The following is a 21,854-nucleotide window of genomic DNA, read 5'->3' as shown; positions in this document are numbered from 1 at the left end:
AACCTTAATTTTTCAAGAAGAAAAAGTTGTAAGTATCATATCTATTTATTTACTTTGTAATTCAAAGTGCTTTTATGAGTAATCAACAATCACTCGAAGATCTACAACATATACGTAAAATGATGGAACGAAGCGAGCGTTTCATCAGCTTGAGCGGACTAAGCGGTATTGCCGCAGGTATTTGTGCTCTAGGCGGCGCTTATTTTGCGCATAATAGCTTGCTGCAGTGGAATAATACAGATTATATTCCGGGCAATGTTCATCCGGAATATTATTTGAACGAATTGCGACATTTATTGATGATAGCTGCTATTACTTTTATTGCTGCTTTTATATCCTCTTTTATATTTACTTATTTACATAGCAAGAAGAAAAATATTCCGATATGGGGCGGTGCTACATTGCGCTTATTATGGAATACCACTATACCATTGCTGGCCGGGGCGATCTTTTTATTTAAAATGTTAGGGCTAGGAATGGTTGGTTTAATTGCTCCCGGTTGTTTAATTTTTTATGGATTAGCATTGGTAAATGCCAGTAAATATACATTAGGTGAAATACGCTACCTGGGTTACGCTGAGATAATATTAGGCGTAATTAATTTATGGAATTTGGGTTATGGTTTGCGATTTTGGGCAATTGGCTTTGGGCTACTGCACATAATTTATGGTGCAATTATGTGGTGGAAAAACGAAAAGGCAGCATAAGCTGAAAACGATTTTATATTACAAAGAGGAGAGCGAACATGAATAATCCAATAGAAAATTTAAATAAGATATTTGATAACCGGATACGGTTGGGTATAATGAGCGCATTGATGGTAAACGAGTCGGTGAACTTTAATGAACTGAAAGAATTATTGGATATAACAGATGGCAATTTGGCCAGTCATTTAAAAACATTAGAAGAGAACGCTATGATACGGGTGCAAAAAGGATTTATTGGACGTAAAACAAATACTACTTATGCTGTTACAAAGGCAGGAGAAAAATCCTTTCGCCTTCATTTAGAAGCGTTGGAAAAAATGATCAAAGCCTCAAAATAATTTTTTTTGTACTTACACTTTGAAATTCAAAGTACTTTTATGATTAATTTTTTTAAATATTCATTAGGCTTAGCAGCAGCTTGGATAATTGCATCTTTATTCAATGGTATTTTGGCGATCTGCTGGCTGGCTGTATCAACTGATCGTAATCAAATACCCTTTATTGAAGTGATCTTTTTTTCCTTTTTCTTTTCCGTGCCCTTTATTTTTTTGCTTTGGATAATCGCCTGTATTCTTTATCAAAAGAATTATAGAGAGGAAAGATTTTATAGGACCATACTGCAAGCAGCTTTTCTTTTATCGGTATTGGCAGCTGTTTTTAATTATATCGCATTTAAGGGTGAGTTTAGAGAAGTGACAGTTTGTGTTTGTATAAGTATTATAGTATCTGCCGTAAGTGCAGTCATGTTATTGAAAAAGGTTTTTAAAAGTGTTCAATGAATGTTGTTGGCATTAAAAGTATAAAAGGAAAAATAAAATATATGAAAAAGGAATTTCTAAAAGCATTGTTCGTAGTAATCGGCACGCTATTGTTCAACATGGTTTTCTGGAAAGAAAAAATGGCATTGAATACTTTGTTCTTTGATGGATTTGTTTTGTCGGCTGTTTTTTATTTATATCCTATGTCACGTACCAATAACACTGTAAAGCTTTTATTGTTGGGTCATTTAATTACCATAGCAACGGTTATTATTCAAAATACATTGCTAAGCAAGCTGGCATTTAGTATTAGTTTACTGTTGCTGATTGCTTTTATACAATATGTTCATCGTTCGGTATGGTATGCAGCAGGTTCTATATTTTCAAATTATTTTCTCATAAGTAAAACTTTCTATGCAACGTTTTCTAAAGCAAAAGTTAAGCCTGCCCGTTCGTATTCTATTTCAAGGGTGGTTCGGTTTCTCATCATACCATTGGTAATAGTAGTTGTATTCTACATTATTTATGCTGCATCCAATGATGTTTTTAAAGATATTATGGATGATATAGGAGAGAAGATAGCATTGTTTTTTTCTAATTTTTTTGATTGGTTCAATTGGCAGCGAATACTGTTTCTGTTATTAGGACTATTTATCACCGTAGGCTTACTGCTTAAGACCAAAACAAATTATTTCTCCATAAAAGATATTACCAAAGAAGATGTTTTGTTACGAAAAAGAAAAAGTTTGAAAAAATGGAAGCAATCAAATGCGTTTGATGCTTTATCTCTTGTAATGGGCAAGCTTGCAGAAGGCAACCTTGCTTTAAAGAATGAAAACATTGTAGGCATTATCAGTCTGGCATTATTAAATTTATTGTTACTGTTTATTAATTGCATTGATATAGTGTATGTATGGTTTGGGTTTACTTTCAAGTACGATATGAATCTTTCCGATTACGTGCATGAAGGAACCTGGCTGCTTATTCTTTCTATTGTGTTGGCTATGAGTGTTCTGCTATTTTTCTTCAGAGGAAACCTTAATTTCTATCAAAAAAATAAATGGCTACGTGTTGGCGCTTATGGATGGATATTTCAAAACATGATATTGGTGATTTCTGTTTTGATCAGAGATTATTATTACATAGCCCACTATGGACTGGCATATAAACGTATAGGAGTGTTGTTTTTCCTTGTAATGGTTTTAACCGGCTTAATAACCATCTTTTTAAAAATATATCAACGACGTACCAATTATTATTTGTTACGAGTAAATGCCTGGGTGGCGATAGTATTGCTTGTGCTTTCTTCTTGTGTCAATTGGGATGAAACAATTGCTAAGTATAATCTTGCAAGGAAAAATACCATTAAGCTGGACGTTAAATTCCTCTTATCTCTTTCTGACAAAACTCTTCCCTTAATTGAAAAAAATAAAGATATACTGGATAAGGATTCTACTATTGAAATAGACGTTGCGAATTTCTATCCCAAAACATACTTGATAAAAGATTATTTCGAGCAGCGGAAGAAAGATTTTTTCAATGAACAAAAAGAGTATTCCTGGTTGTCGTGGAATGAAGCAGATGCATACACAAAACAACACCTCAACAATTAAAACGATTAATATGAAAACGTCTAAACAATGGATTGATTATTTCAAAGAAAACAGTCAACGCAACAGAATTGATTGGAACCTGCAACCAACAATTACAGCAGAGGAAATTAAAACGGTTTTAAAATCATTGCAGGCATGGCAATTAGGTGAGACATCCGACGGACATAATTTGATAAATGCAAGCAGGCTATATGCTGCTAAAGTTGATGATGCTCTATATGTAGAAGCTGTTAAGTTGTTCATTAAAGAAGAACAAAAACATGGGAATAACCTTGGAAGATATCTTGACCTGATAGGAGAGAAGCGGATTAAAAAAGATTGGGGCGACAGCCTATTTAGAAAAGTACGGTACTTTAATACAAGTATGGAAGCATGGACATTAGCTGTGATAACAGTAGAAAGTGCAGCACAAGTATTTTATCAATCATTAAAAAATGCTACCGATTGCACACTGTTAAAACAAATTTGCACCGACATACTGATCGATGAAGCGCCACACATTGTTTTTCAACAGGAACGATTTGCTATGATCTTTGAGCTGAAGACAAGCTTCAACAAAGTCATCTCCTGGCATTTCTATAAATACTTCTTTATTGCAACTACGTTGGTAGTATGGGTTGCGCATAGAAGGTTATTTAAAGCTGGGAACAATAATTTTAGGCAATACTATAAAAAAATGATGATGAAGTTTTATAAAACCATTGGCAGCCTAAAGCCGGAAATTGTAAAACCTAAACATCAATATAATTATAAAACATCTTTTTAATACTGTTAAGATGATTAAGTTGTTTCGATCATTTGCGTATGCCGGTAATGGAATAAGACATTGTATAGTTTCGCAGCTGAATTTTAAAATTCATCTTATAGCAACTGTTATTTGCATTGTTCTCGGAATTCTGTTGCATATTTCTTATGTAGAATGGATTGTTGTGGTGGCTTGTATTGCTGCAGTGTTGGCGTTGGAAATGGTTAATACTGCTTTAGAAGAAATTAGTAATGTGATCTCGCCAGGTTATAATAAACAAATTAAAATAGTGAAAGATGTGGCAGCAGGTGCAGTTTTGATCAGTGCTATTGGAAGTGTTGTAATTGCTGTTATTATTTTTCTTCCTAAAATAACAGCTTTTTATAAATAAAAATCAGCCGCCATAATGTATCTGATGTAAAACAAAATATCCGTACTCTTTTTAATAAAAAAATTTAACAATGAAACATGTATCTCCGGTAGAAAAAATAAGTTTTGCATTTATCGCTTTTGCAGGCTGCTTAATTGGTGCAAGAATATTTTATTCAGATAGTATGATGTACATTTTTTTACTATGGAATTTATTTTTAGCATGGATACCTTTTCAATTAAGCAAGTTATTGGCAGGTGAAAAAGATATCAAAATCTTTTCTGCTGCATTGTTTATTGGATGGTTATTGTTTTTTCCCAATTCCTTGTATATAGTAACGGATCTTATGCATTTGAAATTAGAAACAAAGGTTCCTGTTTGGTATGATGCGTTGTTGATACTTTCGGCAGCAATAGCAGGGTTAATACTGGCTTTTGCATCGCTATATAAAGTAGAGATATTTCTTCGTCAGTTTGTAAAGCAGCGATATGCAGATGCCATTATTTTGATGTGTTTGTTCTTAGGTGCATTTGGTGTTTATTTAGGAAGGTTCCAGCGTTGGAACAGCTGGAATGTTACCAATCATCCAAGAGGGCTACTGATTTCAGTAGTGAAGCTTTTTGTTTTTCCATTCAATTATTTCCATGCGTGGGCCTTCACTTTTGTTTTTGCAGGATTTGTTTTTCTTCTCTTTATTCCAGTAAAGTATGTATGGAAAATAAAATTGTAATAACTGCTTAAATAAAAGCTTAATTAAAAATCCAGTCCCATGCTAAAATAAGTTACCGGCTTACCGCTAAAGAAGCCAACCATTGGCCAAGCCAGGTCGAATCTTAAAAAATAACCCAGTAATGTGCTTCTTGCACCGAAGCCATAGCCTCCTGCAAAAGGACCAATACCCCCAGCTTTGATTCGTACTTGAACAGGACCTAAAGGATCGGATAAGAATTGAGGGCGAGCAAAATCAGTTGTCCAGGCATTGCCCAGGTCAATGAATTGGATCAATTGAAAATTTCTTAAAAAAGCATTATTTACCGGCGTATTGAATAATGTTGTAACTACAGGCAAACGGAATTCGCTGTTAATAACAACAGAATTATTTCCGTTTGCAATATTTTGATTGAATCCTCTTAGATTAACTGCCAATCCCTGGAAGGCGTAGTTCTGTGAAGGGTCCGGCTTGTTGCTTGAATTGAATTCAGGGTTGAACCAGCCATCAGTGCCTCCTAAATAAAATACCGTCTTTTGTCCGCCCCAACTAAAATCACCGGCAACTCTTCCTGCCCAAATAAAGTTTCTGTAAATAGGATAATAATAACGGGCATCAAATCCCCAGTTGAAAAGACCTTTACCAAGGTTTTGTCCACCAATTTCTTTTATGGTATTTAAACGGGTATTCCAATCAATGTAAACTTTGTAACGCAACCCATTCCAGATATTCAAAGCAGGATTTAATACATTATCGTGCACATATTCCAAATGATTCAACCAATAATTATTTCTTTGGTTAGGAACTAAAAGGCTTATGCTGTCTGCCGGTATCAAAACAATATTATCAGAGCGCAAGGCTGTAGAAAAGCGAATACTTCTGCTTACATCAAACGGGTAAGAAGCATTAAGAGTATAAATGTTTGTATATACTTTGGCGTTATACTGCAGGTTTCCTATGATAGCCGCATAACCGCCTTCTGATTTTCGGTAATAGTTTCCTCCCCAATCTAAACGGCGTCTGTAATTTTCATAACCAATATATGCTTCTGCATCACTTAAGTTAGTGGAAAGGCGATAGGCGCCGGTTACTTTTTGATCTTCCAGTAATTCGCTGGTGCCGATTTTTGTTAGTAGATTGAATACGCTGCTTGTGTTAGAATAAATTGGCCCGGAACCGTTGGTGTATGGCTGAAAACGTGGACCTAATAAAGTATTATCAAACCCAACATCGGTATTGTCTACATAAAATTTAACGGGTTTGTAGGTAAATAGCTTGGCAGTTTTTAATACGTTTTCTGTAACCGGCTTTTCTTCTGAAAATAGATTACCCGCTCCTGCTTTACTGCTATCCTGTTTTTCGTCTTCAAATTCACTTTGAAAAATATCTGCTTTCTTTTTGGTGGTATCAACAGTTGGCAATAGTGCAGAATCAATTTTTGTTTCAACAACCTTGTCTGCCATTATGATCTCCTTCATATAAGTAGTAGGCGGAACAGTTACGTTGCGACGATGTAAGGTGTTCTCATCGATCTTTAATTTATACAAAGTCTTTTCGTCACCATCTCTTGTTACCTCGCTTACTTGCCGGTTAGTTCCTGCAATTCTTGTTTCTACCACGCTGCTTTCATAATTGGTCAGAGGAAATGTATAAGCAGAATCATCCGATACACTTATTACTGCAATAGAATCAACATCCGTTTTTTTATTGGCACGCAATGCGCTATCCACTTCTGTAACAGAAGGGTTTCGGAGGATGTCGTCATTGATCAGCACTAATGTATCCAGCCCTGCTTTTTTGGTAGTGAAAAAACCTGCGTAACGATTAGCCACACCGTTCTCATCACTTATAAAAGTAAAATGACTTTCGTTGTATTGTGTTGGATAACGTGCATCGCCATATTTTAGATCAGATAATTGGGTTATCTGGTTTAATTCAGGTTTAGAGCCAAAGTTGGTGATCAGAAAAATATTGTAACGGTTCTTGCTTGGCAAAACAGTGTCGGCAGTTTTAGCATAAGGGCTCGGGCGATTGCTTGCAAATAGAATTCCTGTTTTGTTAGGAAATGCCACAAAACTTGCATCCAGGTCGTCGTACACGTCGTTAGTAATTTGTGTTACTTTTTGATTATCGATGTTATAAGTGAAAATATCTGTATGCCCGTTTTTAACAGCGCTCAATAAAAGTGTCTTACTATCAAGCATGTATTTTACATCCTGTATCTGATCAAACTCATTACTAAGATTTACCAAAAAGCCCCTGTTCTTTGTAACTACATCGTATACAATTAATGTCGGTTTCCCCTTTTCCAAATAAATAAATGCTAATCTTGTTCCTTTAGGATCCCACGCCATTAACGGATAATTAGGGTTAACCTGGTTTTGATAGCTTAATACACCATACTTTAATAATACGGTTGTTTTTCCTTCATCATCATCGTAATATTTTAAACGGGTGATTCCTTTTTTATATTCGATGTACGCATAAGAATTATTGCGTTTATTAGGGTTTACGTTGATGCGATAATAATCATGACGTTTATTAATGTTGAAGCTTTCAACAGAAGTTCCTTTTGGATAAGCTTTGCGTTTATTGATATCGTTTTCATATTTCTCATTTTCGTATTGCATGAAATCTGCCAATACGTACTTGAATTTTTTCTTGCATACCTGTTTAAAAGCCTTATTTACATTTTTATATACGCGGCATAAATAAAGCAGGTAAGTAACATTTTCTTTTTTGTATTTTTCCTGCACGTAGTACCAAAACGCATGTCCTGCCAGGTCAGGGTTTTCAAAGGCAAACGCATAAAAGTTTTTGTATTTATCGCTGAGTATTTCACTTTTTAGTTCATCATCTAATTGGGTGCTCCAGTTTTGTGCGGTAAAAGCAATGTATCCATCGGTAAACCATTTTGGCAGATCCAATAGCGTTTGATTGCCTACTACTTCGCCAAGGTCCTCACCAAACAAAACATTTTCTGTTAGTACCTGCGCAATGCCTTCTTTTATTTGCTTGCGAAGATTGGAATGGTCGCCATTGAAATACACAACCATTTTATTATTTACCAATTTGGTTACGCCATTGGTGCTTTGCCAATCGTTTCCTAATCCAATATTAGATTGCTGCATATCGGCATATTCGTTATAAACAACAATGGTAACCCGGCGTTGCAAAGAATATTCAACGAAAGTTTCAATTGCAGGTAATTCTTCTTCTGCCACTTGTGCGGCAAACTTTGCCAGCTCTTGTCCGTTTTGAGTAAAATAGATGTTGAAATTTTTAGTTTGATAGTATTGCCATTTGAATTTTTTGAATTGAACCCTGTTTTTTCCAAACGTAACCGAACTTACCTGTGCATATGACTGAGAGGAAATAAATATGAGGGAGGATATTAGAAAAAATATTCTGATGTATTTACCCATGCTATCTTTGATATTTGATACTAAAATTACTTGATTCAAATCAATCGTAAAAATATTGGTTTAATCAGCCAAACTTTGGAAAATGTTACATATTAAAAGCTTTGTATTTAGCCCTATAGAGGAAAATACCTATGTTTTATACAATGATGAAAAGGATTGCATCATTATAGATCCCGGATGTTATTTTGACGATGAAAAGGAAACGTTAAAAAATTTCATCGAAGAAAACAACCTGAATCCAAAATTATTATTGAATACGCATTGTCACCTCGATCATGTATTCGGGAATAAATTTGCTGCAGAAACATGGAAGCTAACGCTTCATATACATGAAAAAGAAAAGCAATTACTGGAATTTGCGCCTGCATCGGGTTTACTGTATAACATGCCTTTTGACAATTATGCAGGTGAACTAGCCTTTTTAAAAGAAGGAACTACTATCACGTTTGGCGAAGATGAATTACAGATATTATTTACTCCGGGTCATTCGCCGGGGAGTGTAAGTTTTTATTGTGCGAAGCAAAATTTTGTTATCAGCGGCGATGTGTTGTTTCAGCAAAGTGTTGGTAGAACAGATCTGCCGGGAGGCGACCATCAAACATTAATAAACAGCATATGCACCCAATTATTTGTATTGCCTGATGAAACTAAAGTGTACAGCGGGCATGGAGATGTTACAACAATAAAAGAAGAGAAAAAGTATAATCCATATTTGCAGTAGTAATTTTTAAATGAAATGCTGTTTAAAAGAATACCGATCTACATAAAAATATATTTCAATAAAGTTGAGATCACCAATCTTGTAACAGGCAAAACTGTTTCAAAAATTTCTGAGCAAGGGTTTTCGACAAAACGAGTAGTTATAGCTGATTTTAATGTGCTGGAGTTAGTGATAAGAGATATATTAAAAGAACTGAATGGAAAAGGGGGCATTTTTCAGCATTCACTAAAAGCTTTAATTCAACAAATGGAGCCGGTAGAAGGAGGGTTGGTTGAAATAGAAAAGCGAGCTTTGAGAGATGTTGCTGAACAAGCAGGTGCAGCGCATATTATTTTAATTGAGCACACCAGAAAACTAAGTAATGAAGAAGCAATATTGCAGTTTGATTAATCAGCGTATCGTTTGGCACAACTCCACCAAAACCCCATTGCTGCTCTTTGGATGAACAAAGCAAACCAGCTTATTGTCGGCGCCTTTTTTAGGTTCCTCATTCAATAGAATAAAACCTTCCTTTTTTAATCGTTCCATTTCGGACTTAATATCTGCAACTTCAAATGCAATATGATGAAGTCCTTCCCCTTTCTTTTCTATAAATTTTGAAATAACGCCATCCTGCACCATACTTTCTAATAATTCGATCTTGGTTTCTCCCATCTTAAAAAAAGCGGTATTCACATTTTCCGATGTTACAACTTCGGTTTTATAACACGTCGTATTCAACAATTTTTCAAATAAAGGAATAGAAACATCCAGGCTTTTCACGGCTATTCCAATATGTTCAGTATTCGTCATCGAAATATATTAAAAAATGTTACGAAATAGGGAAAAGCCCCGCTTATTCTTCGTTTTCTAAGCTAAAATAGAATGTTTTGTAATACTTTTGCACTTTAAATTAAGCAAGATTTATGTTGAAACTGCCGATTTATTTGGATAACAATGCTACTACTCCTATGGACCCAAGAGTTTTGGAGACAATGACCCCTTTTTTCCTGGAACATTTTGGAAATGCCGCCAGTCGCAATCATGCTTTTGGCTGGGAGGCAGAAGGCGCTGTGGATATGGCTCGTGAACAGGTAGCAAAGTTGATCGGTGCTGATGCAAAAGAAATAATTTTTACTTCCGGCGCTACCGAAGCGGATAACCTGGCAATAAAAGGTGTATTTGAAATGTATGCCAGCAAAGGCAATCATATTATAACTGTTACAACGGAACACAAAGCAGTGTTGGATACCTGTAAGCACCTGGAAAAACTGGGCGCAGAAATTACTTACTTGTCTGTAAACTCAGAAGGATTGATCGATCTGCAGGAGTTAGAAGCAGCGATGAAACCAACCACTATTTTAGTAGCCGTGATGTATGCAAATAATGAAACAGGAACCATTCAACCTGTTAAAGAGATAAGCGCTATTGCAAAAAAACACGGAGCATTGTTTTTTACAGATGCTACGCAGGCAGTTGGAAAAATTCCGGTGAATGTATTGCAGGATGGCATTGATATAATGGCTTTCAGCGCACATAAAATGTACGGACCAAAAGGGATCGGTGCTTTGTATGTTCGTCGTAAAAACCCAAGAGTAAAAGTTACAGCGCAAATTGATGGAGGTGGGCATGAAAGAGGAATGCGCAGCGGGACGTTGAATGTACCCGGTATTGTAGGGTTTGGTAAAGCCTGCGAATTGTGTCGTTTGGAAATGGAAGAAGAAATAAAACGCATCAGTAAACTAAGAGATAAACTGGAAACAGAATTATTGAAATTGGAAGAAGCATATGTAAATGGAAGCCGTCAACAGCGTTTGCCGCATGTAAGCAATATTTCATTTAAATATGTAGAAGGAGAAGGGTTAATGATGGGCTTTAATAAAAACATTGCCTTAAGTTCAGGCTCTGCCTGTACATCGGCTTCTTTAGAACCAAGCTATGTTTTAAAGGCATTGGGTTTGGGTGATGATTTAGCACATTCGTCTTTGCGTTTTGGTTTAGGACGTTTCACTACCGAAGAGCAAATTGATTATACCATTAAGGCAATAAGTGATACAGTTTTAAAGTTAAGAGAAATGAGTCCTTTATGGGAAATGTATAAAGAAGGAATTGATCTGAACACAATTGAATGGGCACATCATTAACCTTTCGCCCATTAAAGGAAACCTGGCTTAAGCAACTTTGAGAATTATTTATAAATGTAAAATCTGCTTGCACCCGCAGAGACAAAAGCCCTTTAGGGGTTGGGGCAAATAAAAAATGGCTTATTCAGAAAAAGTAATAGATCATTATCAAAATCCAAAGAATGTTGGAACATTGGATAAGAATCAAAAAAACGTAGGAACAGGATTAGTGGGAGCGCCGGAATGTGGCGATGTTATGCGCTTGCAAATTGAAGTAAATGCTGATGGCATGATCACCGATGCAAAATTTAAAACATTTGGTTGCGGGTCTGCTATTGCATCTTCATCTTTAGCTACAGAATGGTTAAAAGGAAAAAGTGTTGATCAGGCCTTAAAAATAGATAACATGGATATCGTGGAAGAGTTAAACCTTCCTCCGGTAAAAATACATTGCTCTGTTTTGGCAGAAGATGCGATCAAAGCTGCTATCAACGATTATCGTACTAAAAACGGAATGGAAGCTATTCAGTTTGATGAGAGTGTGGTGCACTAAACAAAAACCAATTTAAAGCGTTATATAATAATTGTAAAACTTTATTGACATGGTAGACGCAGAAAACGGAATATACATCAGTGAAAAAGCAAAAGAAAAAGTAATTGCTTTGATGCAGGATGCAGGTGTTGCAAATGACCCTACTTATTTTTTACGTGTAGGAGTAGTAGGAGGCGGTTGCAGTGGGTTGAGTTATAAAATGGATTTTGATAACGAACAAAAAGCAGGCGACCACGTTTTTGAAGACAATGGAATAAAGATCGTTTGCGATCTAAAAAGCTTTTTATACCTCGTTAATACTAAATTAGAATTCAGTGATGGATTGAATGGTAAAGGGTTTTATTTTAATAACCCCAACGCCAGCAGAAGTTGTGGTTGTGGAGAAAGCTTTGCCGTATAAAATTTTTATTTTTGTTTGATGAAAGAAGTGCCGTTTCTTAATTGAAGCGGCACTTTTGTTTTATTTAAAACTCGATCTCGAATTTTTTTCCAAGTGTAGTAAGGTCATCAATTACAGGTTGTAATAATTCAATGCCATTCTGCATTCTATCTGCTTCCATTTCTCTTTCCGGTTCGCCGGGTATGATCACTTTTTCATGACCTTCAGAAGTTTTAGCACTGCTGAAACGTTGGATCCATTGATCCATATTGGCTTTAAATTCTTCCGCCGGGCGAAATGCATCTATTCGCATGGCGCCAAAGAAATGCCCAATCCCTTCACCCGGCATATTCTCCGGCATGGGAACATACGCAGGAAAAGGAGGAACCCAAGGACCATAATTAGCGCCGCTTAATACGGCAGAAAAAATATCTACTATCGAACCCAGCATGTATCCTTTATGACTGCCATGTTCTTTATCGCCACCCAATGGCAATAATGCACCACCGTTTTTTAATTCGTTGGCATTGTTGGATGGTAAACCATCTTTCGTTTGTACCCAACCGCTAGGCGCATCTAAGTTTTTTCTTTGTAAGATTTCCAGCTTGCCGTTGGCGGCCGTTGTTGTTGCAAAGTCAGCAACAAAAGGTTGTTCTTTACCGGCAGGGATTGCAACAGCAATCGGGTTTGTTCCTAATAAACGTTCAACAGAAAATGTTGGAGCAACCAAAGCAGAGGCGTTCGTCATTGACATGCCGATCATATCATTTTCCAAAGCCATCATAGCATGATAACCGGCAATACCATAGTGATTACTGTTTTTTACACTTACCCAACCCGTGCCGGCAATTTTTGCTTTGTCAATAGCTATTTGCATGGCAACAGGGGCTACTACTAATCCTAATCCACTGTCGCCATCTACAACAGCAGTAGAAGGTGTTTCATGTACTATTTTTATTTTGGGTGATGCATTGATTCTTTTTACTTCCCATAAACGTACATAACCGCTTAACCGTGCAATACCATGACTATCTACACCACGTAAATCGGCAGACAGTAAAACTTTAGTAGCTGTTGTTGCATCTGTTTCATTGCAACCGATCTTTAGGAATATATTTTTAGAGAAATTGTATAAATCTTGATAAGAGAATTTTTTGTGCATTTGGCAAATGTAAAAATTGTCTATCATTTAATGATAGGCAATTATGATAGCGATTGATATTTCTGCTATAAATTATTTAACGTCACAAAGTATTGGCATTTCAGCTTTGCTTCCTGTCCCACTAGCAATAGTTATCAATCCTGTTCCATCCAATGCGCATTTGTATATTGAAAAGTAATAAGGATTGCCACTGCTTGCCTGAAAGATGACACTATCTCCGTTAGGAGTTAGATGTGGAGGTATTCCAATACCACTTATGAATGGGGTTATTATTGAAGAGGCAGGTAAAGGGATAGGAATTTGTCTTACATTACTTCCATCGCTATTACAAACAAATAGGTTAGATCCACTATATGTAGTATCAATTCCTTGCACTGAATATGCAAATTTGGCAAATAAAATAGTTGTACTATGGCTTGGAGTTATTGGATCACCATAAACATTGTTTTTTGAACAACTAACTTCTACGATAGCTAAGGCTGCAGCAAAAAATAGTAAAATAAAAGACCCTAAAAGTAATTTTTTCATGTTGGAGATTTTGAAATGTGATGAATATAAGAGTATAGAGACAAACTTCTCTCTTATTGTTGTCTGTAGATTAAATAAATTATTGTCTATTAAGGTAGATGAATAAAGATTATTCAGTACAAGAGAGTGACACAACGATGCTTAATTACAGTACTACAGCTAAGTGCCAAAATTAAAACTGTAAATGTCTTACTGTAAGTCCGTTGTTGATGAGCTGCTTTAATGAATCAATGCCAATCTTTAAATGACGCTCTACAAATTGTGCGGTTACTTTTTTATCGCTTTCTTCAGTTTTTACACCTTCCGGGATCATTGGGCTATCACTTACAAGCAATAAAGCGCCCGTTGGAATTTTATTATAAAAACCTACCGTAAAAATGGTAGCTGTTTCCATATCAATGGCGTATGCACGAATTTTTTGTAAATATTCTTTAAACACTTCATCGTGTTCCCAAACACGGCGGTTGGTAGTGTAAACAGTGCCTGTCCAGTAATCACATTCATAATCACGAATAGTTGTTGAAATGGCTTTCTGCATCATGAACGCCGGCAATGCCGGAACCTCCGGAGGAAAATAATCGTTGCTTGTACCTTCTCCTCTTATTGCTGCGATAGGCAATATAAGATCGCCGATTTTATTACGTCTTTTAAGTCCGCCACATTTACCCAAAAACAAAGCCGCTTTAGGTTCTATAGCAGTCAACAAATCCATTACGGTAGCTGCAGTAGGGCTGCCCATTCCGAAGTTAATAATAGTAATATCGCCCGCAGTAGCACATTGCATAGGCTTACCCGCACCCACTACCTCTACATTATTCCATTGCGCAAACAAGTCTACATAATTGGAAAAATTTGTTAGTAGTATATATTTGCCAAAGTTGGTTAATTTCTCTCCTGTGTAGCGGGGCAGCCAATTATTAACTATCTCTTCTTTTGTCTTCATGCGAAACTTTATTCGTTTATTTGTTATTTATAAATATACAATAATTTCCATCGTGTTAGAATGATCAAGATCGAATATCCTGCATATCAACCTAAAATAAAAAAAGAAGATAACAAGGAATTAATATTTGATGAGATACGCAGGCAATGGATAGTACTAACGCCGGAAGAATGGGTGAGACAAAATTTTTTGCAATACCTGACGAAAGTAAAAAAATATCCTGCATCGTTAATTGCAATTGAAAAAGGGCTGTTACTCGGAGAGTTAAAGAAACGAACTGATATTGTAGTGTACGATGCAAATACCAATGCATGGATGATCATAGAATGTAAGGAAATGAATGTGACGTTGAATGAAAAAGTATTGCAGCAAATATTGCGTTATCACATTGCGTTGCCGGTAAAATTTTTAATTATTACAAACGGCAGTTATTGTTTTGGATTTGAAAAAATAGATGATCGATTTCAAGCGATAGACGAATTGCCAGCCTGGTAAACTATAAATCACTAAATCAATAAACAAATAAACTATGTACACGCCTTCCCCTTCAAGGTACGATTCAATGACTTACAATCGCTGTGGCAAAAGCGGTTTACTATTGCCGATAATTTCATTGGGATTATGGCACAATTTCGGTTCGGTAGATGTTTTTGATAATGGCAGAAGCATTATTCACCGGGCGTTTGACAAAGGTATTACCCATTTTGACCTCGCTAATAATTATGGCCCTGAAGCCGGTAGCGCCGAAGAAAATTTTGGTAAGATCTTAAAAAGAGATTTTACTAATTATCTAAGAGATGAATTAATTATTTCCACCAAAGCCGGTTATAATATGTGGCCCGGTCCATACGGCGAGTGGGGTTCCCGTAAATATTTATTGTCAAGCTTAGACCAAAGTTTGAAACGTATGCAAATAGATTATGTAGATATTTTTTATTCGCATCGTTTTGATCCTGATACGCCGTTGGAAGAAACCATGATGGCATTGGATCATACAGTAAGAAGCGGAAAAGCTTTGTATGTGGGCATCTCCAGCTATTCGCCTGCAGATACAAAAAGAGCTGTTGATATTTTAAAACAATTAGGAACACCTTGTATCATTCATCAGCCAAGATACTCCATGTTTGACCGTTGGGTAGAAGATGGCCTGCTGGATGTATTGGAGCAAGAGGGGATTGGTTGTATTCCATTTTCACCATTGGCGCAGGGAATGTTAACCAATAAATATTTAAAAGGGATTCCGGCTGATTCAAGAGCAGCAAAAGCCTCCGGTTATTTGCAGGCATCGGAAATAACAGAGGAAAGATTAAAACAAATTACTCAGCTTAATGAAATAGCAACAAATAGAAGGCAATCATTAGCACAAATGGCAATAGCGTGGCTGCTGAAAGATAAAAGAATTAGCTCTGTATTGATCGGCGCAAGTTCGGTTAAACAACTGGATGATAATTTAGATTGCCTGAATCAACTGAGCTTTACAAAAGATGAGCTATCAGCTATTGAAAAAATATTAAGTTAACTCAACGAAGTGAATTACAGGTAGGACGTAGATTTCGGGCATTGAATTTGTACTTTACAAGGTATAAATTCAACGATATGAATATCAAAATTTACGTCCTATACTTTACATTGCTTTTTACAAACCTTGGACTTTTTGCACAAGCTCCCATTATCAAGTTCACTTCAGTTGCTACGAGTTTATCGCAGCCTGTTGATATTGTATCTGCTAATGATGGAACAGGTAGGTTGTTCATTGTAGAACAAACAGGCACTGTTCGGATATTGCAAAATGGAAGTGTTTTATCTACCCCTTTTTTAAATGTTGCTTCCTTAACAGATTATGATCCCAGTAACGGAGAGCGTGGACTGTTAAGCATTGCATTTCATCCGCAATACAGTACTAATGGTTATTTTTTTATTTACTACACCAATACCTCCGGTTCAATTACAATAGCCCGATATAGAGTAAGTGAAGGAGATGCGAATATTGCAGATGCGTCAAGCGGTGTAATATTGTTGACCATTACAAAACCTTACGCCAATCACAATGGCGGCAAATTGAACTTTGGGAAAGATGGTGATTTGTATTTCGGCACCGGCGATGGTGGCAGCGGAGGCAATCCTGAAAATACAGCCCAAAGCCTGAATTCATTATTGGGGAAATTGATACGCATTAATGTAGATGCTTTTTCCACGCCGCCCTACTATACTATTCCGGAAGACAATCCTTATGCAAGCAGTACAGATGTGAATGTTAAGAAAGAGATATGGGCTTTGGGATTACGTAATCCATGGCGTTGGAGCTTTGATAAACAGACCGGCGATCTATGGTTGCCTGATGTGGGTCAAAGTGTTTGGGAAGAAGTGAATTTTCGTACGGCTGCAAATAATACAGGTGGCTTGAATTATGGTTGGAGATGCTATGAAGGCAACAGCACTTACAATACTTCCGGTTGCGGGGCAATGGGCAATTATGTATTTCCTATATTTCAATACCCTCATAATGATACCGGAGGTATAGCCATTGTGGGCGGTTATTTTTACCGGGGTAATATTGATGCATTGCAGGGATATTATTTGTTTACAGATTACACTTCGGCAAACGGCTGGTTGGCAAAATCTGATGGTAGCGGTGGTTGGTTTTTTACCCGGCAAACCCATTGGCCTTCACCCGCAAGCAGCTTTGGCGAAGACACTAATGGAGACCTGTATTTAACTTCTTTAAACGGAACTATTTATAAGATCGGTGTGGATGGCGCACTTCCTGTAAAATTATTGAGCTTTACAGCCGACAAGCAAATTGATAAAATAAATTTTAATTGGACTACCACTAATGAAATAAACACTTCATCCTTTGAAATAGAACAAAGCTTTAATGGAGTACAATTTACATCCATTGCTGCCATACCTGCCAATAATAATGCTGAAAATAATTATACTTATTCTAATGATGATAAGAGTATCATCAACTCAAATGAAAATTATTTTAGGCTTAAAATAATACAGAATGATGGCAATTACACCTTGTCTCCTGTAGTTAAATTGAATAATACAGGCTATAATGGCAGGTTAATTTACCCAACCGTTATACAAGACAATGTATTGCATATTTATTCTGCTGAAAATATACGAGCCGTAACCGTAATAAACGTAAGCGGAAATATTGTTTTTGAAAAAGAAGTTACTTTAAATCAATCTTACCTGGAGGTACGATTGCCGCCAAGCATGGCTAAAGGAATGTATGTAGTAAAGCTTTTTTCGGATAGAGGCGCTTCTTTTACAGATAAAGTAATAATAAGATAAAAACAAGAAATAAGACTTATAGAGCCCGGTGAATTTTCGCCGGGCTCTGTTTTATCATCATATTGGACAAGAGGAATGGACGCATAAAAAACAACAAGTGAATTTCTAAACATTGTATCTTTCGGTAAATATTTTTAGTATGGCTAACAAGAATGATTTTACAGAGTTGATCAATAAGGGTTACACGTTTAAAGGCGAATCGGTAAGAATAGGCAATGCAATGCTGGATGGACAAGTGCTTGCAGATACGCCTGTAAATCTTCCATTGAAAACAATGAATCGGCATGGATTGATTGCCGGTGCTACGGGAACAGGTAAAACCAAAACCCTGCAAATGATAAGCGAATACCTGAGCGATTCCAGTGTTTCTACATTGCTGCTCGATATTAAAGGTGATCTAAGTGGGATTGCTGCAATGGGTACGGTTAATGATAAGGTAAAGGAACGTTATCAGCAATTGAACATGGAATATAAGCCGTCTCAATTTCCTGCTGAACTATTGAGTTTAAGCAATCAGCCTGGAGTTCGTTTGCGTGCTACCGTTAGTGAGTTTGGCCCGGTTTTATTAAGTAAAATATTGGAGTTGAATGATACGCAGGAAGGAGTAGTGGCAATGATCTTTAAATATTGCGATGACAACAAATTGCCCTTGTTGGATCTGAAAGACTTTATTAAAGTATTGCAATACGTAACCGACGAGGGAAAAGATGAATTGAAAAAAACATACGGTAACGTCTCTACCACCAGCACAGGTACTATTTTACGTAAAGTGATAGAATTACAGCAACAAGGTGCTGATCTTTTCTTTGGAGAGAAAAGTTTTGAAGTGGATGATCTTATGCGCATAAGCGATGACGGGCATGGGATGATCAACATATTAAGGGTTACCGATTTGCAGGACAAGCCTAAGTTGTTTTCAACCTTTATGTTGCAATTACTGGCAGAATTATATGCCAGTTGCCCTGAAGCAGGCGATTTAGATAAGCCTAAGCTGGTAATGTTTATTGACGAGGCTCATTTGATTTTTAATGAAGCGAGCCAGGCCTTATTGGAGCAGATAGAGACAATTATAAAATTGATACGTTCAAAAGGTATTGGTATTTTCTTTTGTACACAAAACCCAATGGATGTTCCTGCAAGTGTATTAGGTCAGTTGGGTTTAAAAGTGCAACATGCCTTGCGTGCATTTACAGCTGCAGACAGAAAAACAATTAAACAAACAGCTGAAAACTATCCTGAAACAACATTTTATAAAACAGAAGATCTTATCACTCAATTAGGTATTGGAGAAGCATTAGTAACGATGTTGAATGAATCCGGTGTTCCAACACCATTAGTGCAGGTTATGCTATGTGCGCCACGCAGCAGAATGGACGTATTAACGGATGTGGAAATAAATACAATCGTAAGTAGATCAAAGCTTGTAGCTAAATATAGCCAGGTAATAGATAGTCAAAGCGCTTATGAAATGCTTACTGCTAAATTACAGCAGGCGGCAGATAATCCTCCACCCACTACTGGAGGCAAAGCGCAAAAAGAAGAACCCTCTATGGTAGAAAAAATATTAGATAATAGCGTGGTAAAAAGTATGGCCCGCACCGCAGGAAATACTATAGTCAGATCTTTATTGGGCTCTTTGGGCTTAGGTGGAAAAAGTAAAAAAAGTTTCTTTTAAACAAAACCGCAAACATTTAAATCGTTGATTGTCAGTAGTTTAATCTGAAATAGTAGATGTGTAAAAGCCGTTCAAAAGTCAAATTTTTATAAATTATTAGTAAATATTCTTGCACAATCCCGATTTCTGCTTTATCTTCGTTTCGGTTTTTCATAGGATATTGGATTTTAAAGCGGGACTAGATTTCTATCTTGGTCCCTTTTTTATTTTTATCCTTTCCTGATATATCCTTCGCTATCAACCACCACCTTTCTTTCAGATTGTAAGTAGCTTATTACTTTCCAGAACTTATCTTTTTTAATCGTAGGGTTATTATTCAATAGATCTTTTGCCTGTGATGGCTGCTGATTGATAGATTGTAAAATTTGACCGGCGATTTTTTCAAACTCTTCTTTAGTTATTTCTACCGTTTTTTTATTGATGCAGGTATCGCAAACGCCACATTCCTTTACGGATAGATCATTAAAATAAACAGCAATTGATTGACTGCGGCAAGTTTTATTATCCGCAACATAGCTGATCATCGTCTTTGCACGTTGTTCAAAATTGTTCTTGCGTTCCGCATAATTTCCCAGGTTCAAGTGAAAGTTGTCGGCATACATTCTGTTTTGCAGCAGGGTAAGCTGGAGTTTATCTTTCTGTGGTGTATAATCTACAAAACCTGATCTGCTTAACTCTTTCAGTTTCGCATAGATCATTGTAATAGGCTTTTTTAAGAAAGTGGCTAATTGCCTTTCGTTAATAGACGTGGGGAAATCGAATATGCCTTCATAAGTTCGTAATAAACCTTTGGAGATTTCTGATAATTCAGGATGAGTATTTTGCAATTCATTCAACTGCTCTTTGGTAGCAGTAAATACCAAAGTAGAAGGTTTGAAGAAAATCTCATTAAAGGTTAACACATTTTCCTGTTCCAACGTTTTAATAGCATAAGTAGCAGTAAGTACATTAAGCTTGAACGCATTGGAAAATGTCATCAGGTCAAAATCAAAACTAAGTCCTTCTCCTACACCTGCTGCAACCTGTAAATGATTCATTATAGCAGTATAAACAGTCTTGATTGTTTCTGTAGCAGGAAAACGTATGCTGCCTTGTTCTGATAATTCCTGTGTTTCTTTTGCACTGTATAGTAACACAGCATAAGCTCTTCTTTCATCACGACCAGCCCTGCCTGCCTCCTGGTAATAATTCTCTAAACTATCCGGCATATCATAATGTATAACTACTCTTACATCCGGTTTGTCAATACCCATTCCAAATGCATTGGTACAGGCAATTACTCTTATTTTATTGTTGATCCAGTTTTCTTGTTTTGAATTGCGTTCATCAGCTGTAAGTCCCGCATGATAATGATCTGCATTAATACTATTAAGTTTTAAAAGATCAGCAACCTCTTTGGTATGCTTTCGGCTTTTGCAGTAAACAATGGCGCTGCCTTTTACATTGGTAAGTATCTCAATTAATTTATTTTGCTTGGATGCAATGTTGAAAACACTATAAGAAAGATTCGGCCGCTCAAATGACTTTTGAAAACGTTGTTGATCTTTTTTAAATAATAATTTTTCGCAAATATCATTTTGAACTTTGAGTGTAGCAGATGCTGTTAGCGCCAGTATAGGCACATCAGGGATATGCTCCCGTAAAGCGGCAATTCGCAAGTAAGGAGGACGGAAATCATATCCCCATTGTGATACACAATGTGCTTCGTCAACAGCAATTAGGTTAATATTGATGGCAGGAAGATATTCTAAAAATAATTCAGTCTCTAGTCTTTCGGGCGAAACATAAAGGAATTTATAATTACCATACGCTGCGTTTTCCAATGTTTTCTTTAGCGCTACGTAACTCATGCCTGAGTAAATTGCCAGTGCAGGTATTCCTCTTTTTTTTAGATTTTCTACCTGGTCTTTCATTAGTGCGATCAAAGGACTAACGACCAAGCATATGCCATCTTTCAATATAGCCGGCACCTGGAAACAGATAGATTTTCCGCCACCGGTTGGTAACAATGCCAATACGTCCTTCTCTTCCAATACGGCATTAATGATATCTTCCTGCATAGAGCGAAAAGAATCATAACCCCAATATTGTTTTAGAATGGAATGTATATCCTGCATAATAAAGAATGTTCGTCAAACGTCAGTCGTGAAACGAGAATGAA

General features: G+C 36.5%; 22 protein-coding genes. 16 read left to right on the top strand and 6 right to left on the bottom strand.

Annotated elements, in window-relative coordinates:
* Nucleotides 1-74: 74 nt before the first annotated feature.
* The 7 genes from K9M53_RS13920 to K9M53_RS13890 all read left to right on the top strand — a co-directional run bounded on the left by K9M53_RS13920 (nucleotide 75) and on the right by K9M53_RS13890 (nucleotide 4,923).
* Nucleotides 75-707, top strand: coding sequence for a hypothetical protein (locus tag K9M53_RS13920; RefSeq protein WP_224015957.1), 633 nt, complete (start codon nucleotides 75-77; stop codon nucleotides 705-707).
* 38 nt (nucleotides 708-745) lie between these two features.
* A complete protein-coding gene (locus K9M53_RS13915) occupies nucleotides 746-1,045 on the top strand; it encodes a winged helix-turn-helix domain-containing protein (protein ID WP_224015955.1) in 300 nt (99 codons plus the stop codon).
* A 39-nt stretch (nucleotides 1,046-1,084) separates the two neighbouring features.
* Nucleotides 1,085-1,486, top strand: a complete 402-nt coding sequence (locus K9M53_RS13910; RefSeq protein ID WP_224015953.1) for a hypothetical protein — start codon at nucleotides 1,085-1,087, stop codon at nucleotides 1,484-1,486.
* A gap of 41 nt (nucleotides 1,487-1,527) precedes the next feature.
* Nucleotides 1,528-3,078, top strand: a complete 1,551-nt coding sequence (locus tag K9M53_RS13905; protein WP_224015951.1) for a DUF4153 domain-containing protein — start codon at nucleotides 1,528-1,530, stop codon at nucleotides 3,076-3,078.
* Between the two features lie 10 nt (nucleotides 3,079-3,088).
* Nucleotides 3,089-3,844, top strand: a complete 756-nt coding sequence (locus K9M53_RS13900) for a ferritin-like domain-containing protein (RefSeq protein ID WP_224015949.1) — start codon at nucleotides 3,089-3,091, stop codon at nucleotides 3,842-3,844.
* A gap of 10 nt (nucleotides 3,845-3,854) precedes the next feature.
* Nucleotides 3,855-4,214 carry a diacylglycerol kinase family protein gene (locus K9M53_RS13895; protein ID WP_224015947.1) on the top strand — a complete coding sequence of 120 codons (360 nt, stop codon included), beginning with the start codon at nucleotides 3,855-3,857 and terminating at the stop codon, nucleotides 4,212-4,214.
* Nucleotides 4,215-4,284: 70 nt separating this feature from the next.
* Entirely contained in the window at nucleotides 4,285-4,923 is a 639-nt protein-coding gene (locus K9M53_RS13890) for a DUF1361 domain-containing protein (protein WP_224015946.1), read from the top strand.
* A gap of 23 nt (nucleotides 4,924-4,946) precedes the next feature.
* On the opposite strand, the gene K9M53_RS13885 is transcribed toward K9M53_RS13890, so the two are convergent.
* Complete coding sequence (locus tag K9M53_RS13885) at nucleotides 4,947-8,327, bottom strand: ShlB/FhaC/HecB family protein (protein WP_224015944.1); 3,381 nt, start codon at nucleotides 8,325-8,327, stop codon at nucleotides 4,947-4,949.
* Nucleotides 8,328-8,409: 82 nt separating this feature from the next.
* Between K9M53_RS13885 and K9M53_RS13880 the strand changes: the two genes are divergently transcribed.
* Nucleotides 8,410-9,048 carry an MBL fold metallo-hydrolase gene (locus K9M53_RS13880; protein WP_224015942.1) on the top strand — a complete coding sequence of 213 codons (639 nt, stop codon included), beginning with the start codon at nucleotides 8,410-8,412 and terminating at the stop codon, nucleotides 9,046-9,048.
* Nucleotides 9,049-9,063: 15 nt separating this feature from the next.
* Nucleotides 9,064-9,438, top strand: a complete 375-nt coding sequence (locus K9M53_RS13875) for a rod shape-determining protein (RefSeq protein ID WP_224015941.1) — start codon at nucleotides 9,064-9,066, stop codon at nucleotides 9,436-9,438.
* Here K9M53_RS13875 and mce read toward each other — a convergent pair whose 3' ends face one another.
* A complete protein-coding gene (mce, locus tag K9M53_RS13870; RefSeq protein WP_224015939.1) occupies nucleotides 9,439-9,840 on the bottom strand; it encodes a methylmalonyl-CoA epimerase in 402 nt (133 codons plus the stop codon).
* Nucleotides 9,841-9,953: 113 nt separating this feature from the next.
* Between mce and K9M53_RS13865 the strand changes: the two genes are divergently transcribed.
* From K9M53_RS13865 to K9M53_RS13855, 3 genes are all read left to right on the top strand, one after another.
* Nucleotides 9,954-11,171 carry an IscS subfamily cysteine desulfurase gene (locus K9M53_RS13865; RefSeq protein ID WP_315857664.1) on the top strand — a complete coding sequence of 406 codons (1,218 nt, stop codon included), beginning with the start codon at nucleotides 9,954-9,956 and terminating at the stop codon, nucleotides 11,169-11,171.
* A 115-nt stretch (nucleotides 11,172-11,286) separates the two neighbouring features.
* Nucleotides 11,287-11,703, top strand: coding sequence for a Fe-S cluster assembly scaffold IscU (gene iscU, locus K9M53_RS13860; protein WP_224015938.1), 417 nt, complete (start codon nucleotides 11,287-11,289; stop codon nucleotides 11,701-11,703).
* Nucleotides 11,704-11,752: 49 nt separating this feature from the next.
* Nucleotides 11,753-12,103, top strand: coding sequence for a HesB/IscA family protein (locus K9M53_RS13855; RefSeq protein WP_224015936.1), 351 nt, complete (start codon nucleotides 11,753-11,755; stop codon nucleotides 12,101-12,103).
* Between the two features lie 64 nt (nucleotides 12,104-12,167).
* Here the strand turns inward: K9M53_RS13855 and K9M53_RS13850 are convergent, their stop codons facing one another.
* The 3 genes from K9M53_RS13850 to K9M53_RS13840 all read right to left on the bottom strand — a co-directional run bounded on the left by K9M53_RS13850 (nucleotide 12,168) and on the right by K9M53_RS13840 (nucleotide 14,715).
* Nucleotides 12,168-13,244, bottom strand: a complete 1,077-nt coding sequence (locus tag K9M53_RS13850) for an Ldh family oxidoreductase (RefSeq protein WP_224015934.1) — start codon at nucleotides 13,242-13,244, stop codon at nucleotides 12,168-12,170.
* 72 nt (nucleotides 13,245-13,316) lie between these two features.
* A complete protein-coding gene (locus K9M53_RS13845) occupies nucleotides 13,317-13,772 on the bottom strand; it encodes a TolB-like translocation protein (RefSeq protein WP_224015931.1) in 456 nt (151 codons plus the stop codon).
* 172 nt (nucleotides 13,773-13,944) lie between these two features.
* Nucleotides 13,945-14,715, bottom strand: a complete 771-nt coding sequence (locus K9M53_RS13840) for an AMP nucleosidase (protein ID WP_224015928.1) — start codon at nucleotides 14,713-14,715, stop codon at nucleotides 13,945-13,947.
* A 60-nt stretch (nucleotides 14,716-14,775) separates the two neighbouring features.
* On the opposite strand from K9M53_RS13840, the gene K9M53_RS13835 reads away from it, so the two are divergent.
* From K9M53_RS13835 to K9M53_RS13820, 4 genes are all read left to right on the top strand, one after another.
* Nucleotides 14,776-15,210, top strand: a complete 435-nt coding sequence (locus K9M53_RS13835; protein WP_224015926.1) for a type I restriction enzyme HsdR N-terminal domain-containing protein — start codon at nucleotides 14,776-14,778, stop codon at nucleotides 15,208-15,210.
* A gap of 34 nt (nucleotides 15,211-15,244) precedes the next feature.
* Entirely contained in the window at nucleotides 15,245-16,234 is a 990-nt protein-coding gene (gene mgrA, locus K9M53_RS13830; protein ID WP_224015924.1) for an L-glyceraldehyde 3-phosphate reductase, read from the top strand.
* Nucleotides 16,235-16,311: 77 nt separating this feature from the next.
* Nucleotides 16,312-18,018 carry a PQQ-dependent sugar dehydrogenase gene (locus tag K9M53_RS13825; RefSeq protein ID WP_224015921.1) on the top strand — a complete coding sequence of 569 codons (1,707 nt, stop codon included), beginning with the start codon at nucleotides 16,312-16,314 and terminating at the stop codon, nucleotides 18,016-18,018.
* A gap of 139 nt (nucleotides 18,019-18,157) precedes the next feature.
* Entirely contained in the window at nucleotides 18,158-19,693 is a 1,536-nt protein-coding gene (locus K9M53_RS13820; protein WP_224015918.1) for a helicase HerA-like domain-containing protein, read from the top strand.
* Between the two features lie 209 nt (nucleotides 19,694-19,902).
* On the opposite strand, the gene K9M53_RS13815 is transcribed toward K9M53_RS13820, so the two are convergent.
* Nucleotides 19,903-21,810, bottom strand: coding sequence for a RecQ family ATP-dependent DNA helicase (locus K9M53_RS13815; RefSeq protein WP_224015915.1), 1,908 nt, complete (start codon nucleotides 21,808-21,810; stop codon nucleotides 19,903-19,905).
* Nucleotides 21,811-21,854: the final 44 nt, after the last annotated feature.

This window comes from Ferruginibacter albus (genome assembly GCF_020042285.1).
GTDB lineage: Bacteria > Bacteroidota > Bacteroidia > Chitinophagales > Chitinophagaceae > Ferruginibacter > Ferruginibacter albus.
This window is presented reverse-complemented; position numbering and strand designations above follow the sequence as displayed.

Excerpts from the sequence above, each read along its gene's own strand:
- K9M53_RS13920 (WP_224015957.1), top strand. The coding sequence starts at position 75 with ATGAGTAATCAACAATCACTCGAAGATCTACAACATATACGTAAAATG.
- K9M53_RS13915 (WP_224015955.1), top strand. The coding sequence starts at position 746 with ATGAATAATCCAATAGAAAATTTAAATAAGATATTTGATAACCGGATA.
- K9M53_RS13910 (WP_224015953.1), top strand. The coding sequence starts at position 1,085 with ATGATTAATTTTTTTAAATATTCATTAGGCTTAGCAGCAGCTTGGATA.
- K9M53_RS13905 (WP_224015951.1), top strand. The coding sequence starts at position 1,528 with ATGAAAAAGGAATTTCTAAAAGCATTGTTCGTAGTAATCGGCACGCTA.
- K9M53_RS13900 (WP_224015949.1), top strand. The coding sequence starts at position 3,089 with ATGAAAACGTCTAAACAATGGATTGATTATTTCAAAGAAAACAGTCAA.
- K9M53_RS13895 (WP_224015947.1), top strand. The coding sequence starts at position 3,855 with ATGATTAAGTTGTTTCGATCATTTGCGTATGCCGGTAATGGAATAAGA.
- K9M53_RS13890 (WP_224015946.1), top strand. The coding sequence starts at position 4,285 with ATGAAACATGTATCTCCGGTAGAAAAAATAAGTTTTGCATTTATCGCT.
- K9M53_RS13885 (WP_224015944.1), bottom strand. The coding sequence starts at position 8,327 with ATGGGTAAATACATCAGAATATTTTTTCTAATATCCTCCCTCATATTT.
- K9M53_RS13880 (WP_224015942.1), top strand. The coding sequence starts at position 8,410 with ATGTTACATATTAAAAGCTTTGTATTTAGCCCTATAGAGGAAAATACC.
- K9M53_RS13875 (WP_224015941.1), top strand. The coding sequence starts at position 9,064 with ATGCTGTTTAAAAGAATACCGATCTACATAAAAATATATTTCAATAAA.
- mce (WP_224015939.1), bottom strand. The coding sequence starts at position 9,840 with ATGACGAATACTGAACATATTGGAATAGCCGTGAAAAGCCTGGATGTT.
- K9M53_RS13865 (WP_315857664.1), top strand. The coding sequence starts at position 9,954 with ATGTTGAAACTGCCGATTTATTTGGATAACAATGCTACTACTCCTATG.
- iscU (WP_224015938.1), top strand. The coding sequence starts at position 11,287 with ATGGCTTATTCAGAAAAAGTAATAGATCATTATCAAAATCCAAAGAAT.
- K9M53_RS13855 (WP_224015936.1), top strand. The coding sequence starts at position 11,753 with ATGGTAGACGCAGAAAACGGAATATACATCAGTGAAAAAGCAAAAGAA.
- K9M53_RS13850 (WP_224015934.1), bottom strand. The coding sequence starts at position 13,244 with ATGCACAAAAAATTCTCTTATCAAGATTTATACAATTTCTCTAAAAAT.
- K9M53_RS13845 (WP_224015931.1), bottom strand. The coding sequence starts at position 13,772 with ATGAAAAAATTACTTTTAGGGTCTTTTATTTTACTATTTTTTGCTGCA.
- K9M53_RS13840 (WP_224015928.1), bottom strand. The coding sequence starts at position 14,715 with ATGAAGACAAAAGAAGAGATAGTTAATAATTGGCTGCCCCGCTACACA.
- K9M53_RS13835 (WP_224015926.1), top strand. The coding sequence starts at position 14,776 with ATGATCAAGATCGAATATCCTGCATATCAACCTAAAATAAAAAAAGAA.
- mgrA (WP_224015924.1), top strand. The coding sequence starts at position 15,245 with ATGTACACGCCTTCCCCTTCAAGGTACGATTCAATGACTTACAATCGC.
- K9M53_RS13825 (WP_224015921.1), top strand. The coding sequence starts at position 16,312 with ATGAATATCAAAATTTACGTCCTATACTTTACATTGCTTTTTACAAAC.
- K9M53_RS13820 (WP_224015918.1), top strand. The coding sequence starts at position 18,158 with ATGGCTAACAAGAATGATTTTACAGAGTTGATCAATAAGGGTTACACG.
- K9M53_RS13815 (WP_224015915.1), bottom strand. The coding sequence starts at position 21,810 with ATGCAGGATATACATTCCATTCTAAAACAATATTGGGGTTATGATTCT.